This is a genomic window from Pseudomonas sp. SED1, from assembly GCF_034044025.1.
In the GTDB taxonomy this organism is placed as follows: Bacteria; Pseudomonadota; Gammaproteobacteria; order Pseudomonadales; family Pseudomonadaceae; genus Aquipseudomonas.
Genome location: NZ_JAXCIS010000185.1, coordinates 1 through 406, shown reverse-complemented (window position 1 = coordinate 406; position 406 = coordinate 1). Strand labels below are relative to the sequence as shown.

Here is a 406-nt window from a genome sequence, read left to right as displayed (position 1 = left end):
TCAACAGCAGATCAAGAGCACAGCGGCCTACAGGCCGGCTTGAGTGTGGTGAAGCAACAGCCAAATCAAAAGCTAAAGCGGGCACGGTTCGAAATGTGGGAGCGGGCTTGCTCGCGAAGGTCGTTAACGATGACGCGGGCATCCTGAATGAACGCGGCGCCCTCAGGTTTTTCGCGAGCAAGCTCGCTCCTACAAAGAAGGAAGCCAGCCGGGAGGCCGCTACAGGCCGGCTTGAGTGTGGTGAAGCAACAGCCAAATCAAAAGCTAAAGCGGGCACGGTTCAAAATGTGGGAGCGGGCTTGCTCGCGAAGGTCGTTAACGATGACGCTGGCATTCTGGATGAGCGCGGCGCCCTCAGGTTTTTCGCGAGCAAGCTCGCTCCTACAGAGAAGGAAGCCGGCCGGTA

The 406-nt window shown here is 58.1% G+C and carries 1 pseudogene; it reads left to right on the top strand.

Features of this window, described 5'->3' with window-relative positions:
- Window positions 1–107 precede the first annotated feature (107 nt).
- Window positions 108–406 (top strand): annotated as a pseudogene (locus tag SNL23_RS23980) (hypothetical protein); the annotation flags it as partial.